Annotated in this window: 2 protein-coding genes; both read left to right on the top strand. The window is 55.0% G+C overall.

The window, feature by feature from the left end:
• Positions 1 to 732, top strand: a 732-nt coding sequence (locus RMSM_RS34530) for a halocarboxylic acid dehydrogenase DehI family protein (RefSeq protein WP_040771077.1), incomplete at its 5' end; no start/stop codon positions are given.
• The coding region (locus tag RMSM_RS34525; protein WP_008708686.1) for an alpha/beta fold hydrolase at positions 729 to 1,590 on the top strand (862 nt) is incomplete at its 3' end. The genes RMSM_RS34530 and RMSM_RS34525, both read left to right, overlap by 4 nt.

The following is a 1,590-nucleotide window of genomic DNA, read 5'->3' as shown; positions in this document are numbered from 1 at the left end:
GCCGATCAACTTCGTGCGGCCGCAGTCGAACTTGCGAAATCGATCGGGGATCTGGGTGCCAAACCGCAAACGTCGCTCGGTCAAAGCCAGGCGTATCAAATTCATGCCGCCTTGAAGCTGTACCACTACATCAACCCCAAATTGCTGCTGTTTGCGTCGGCTGTGCGACAAGGACTCGATGGCGATCTATCGACCAAGCCTTACTCAGCGACCGACCCCGTCGAGCGGGTCGAAAGCGGGATCCCGGCTGAGATGGCGGCACTGGAAATGGAAGACGAGCAGCCACCGTCAAAAGAGTTGCAAACGATTTTTGACGATATCGTCGAAACGCTGTCACTGCGGTCGATCAACAGCGATTACCGCACCTTGGCTCTGTGGCCAACCTATCTGAACGCGGTGTGGGGTCAACTAAAACCCAAGATTCAAACCGCGACCTACGTCACCGCCAGCGAACACTTGCGAGACCGTTCACGCAGTTTGGCGTCAAGTCTTCCTTACCCGGTCCCCCTATCACGAGCGAGGCTGGAAGAGGAAGGAATCGATTTTGATCAAACGTTGCAGAGCGCCGAGGCGTTCGAGCAATTGTTGCCTGGATTGATCATTAACATCGCGTTGTGTTTGCGAGAATGGCAACCCGATGATGAATCACTACGGTCGCCTTTCCCGGCAAAAGCGATTTCCCCGAGATTACAAAACGCCGCGCAACCTGAACTCACCGGAGGTGCAAAATGAATTGGCGCGAATATCAAGCATTACAAAAAGTAACGGAACTGGGCGATCGCTTCGTTAGCTACGTCGACGAAGGCGGCGGCAACACCGCGGACCGAGATCCGGTGATCTTGCTACACGGCATTCCCGTCTGGGGATACTTGTGGCACCGGGTGCTGCCAGCTGTGGCGACACACCATCGCACGCTGATTCCAGATTTGTTGGGTTTCGGTTTTTCGGATCGACGTGATTGCTTTGACCGCTCGATCACTCGCCAGGCGGAAATGATCGACGCTTGGATGGAGAAGCTCGGAATCGCCGATGCCGCATTTGTCGCACATGACATTGGCGGCGGAGTGGCATTGCGATTGGCAACCTTGTTTCCGCATCGCGTTTCGCGGCTGTGCGTGATGAACACCGTCTGTTACGACTCGTGGCCGATCGAATTGATGTTGCAATTTGGACATCCGAGCGCCAAGAGTATCGCTTCGGCGTCGAAGACAATTGGAACGCTAAGCGTAGCACTGAAGAGCGGTTTTGCCACATCGCCTGCGACCGAAGTGATGGACGGATTATTGGCTCCGTATCACACCGAAGTCGGCAAATTGTCACTGATCCGCAACGCCGCATCGCTGAACACCAACCAGACGACTGAGATCACCGATCGACTGCACCAGATTGATGTGCCAACGATGGTGCTGTGGGGCGAAGATGACAAATTCCAACTTTCACAGTATGGAAAGCGTTTGGCAAAGGACATCCCCGGGGCTCAATGGGTACCGATCGCCAACGCCCGCCATTTTGTCATGCTGGACCAACCCGAGCGCGTGGCTACTCATTTACAGTCGTTCTTATCGGCAAAAACCGCCGCGACAAGTGCGG

Origin of the sequence: Rhodopirellula maiorica SM1, from assembly GCF_000346295.1 — a bacterium.
GTDB lineage: Bacteria > Planctomycetota > Planctomycetia > Pirellulales > Pirellulaceae > Novipirellula > Novipirellula maiorica.
Note: the sequence above shows the minus strand (reverse complement) of the source record. Positions and strands in the feature narration are given on the sequence as shown.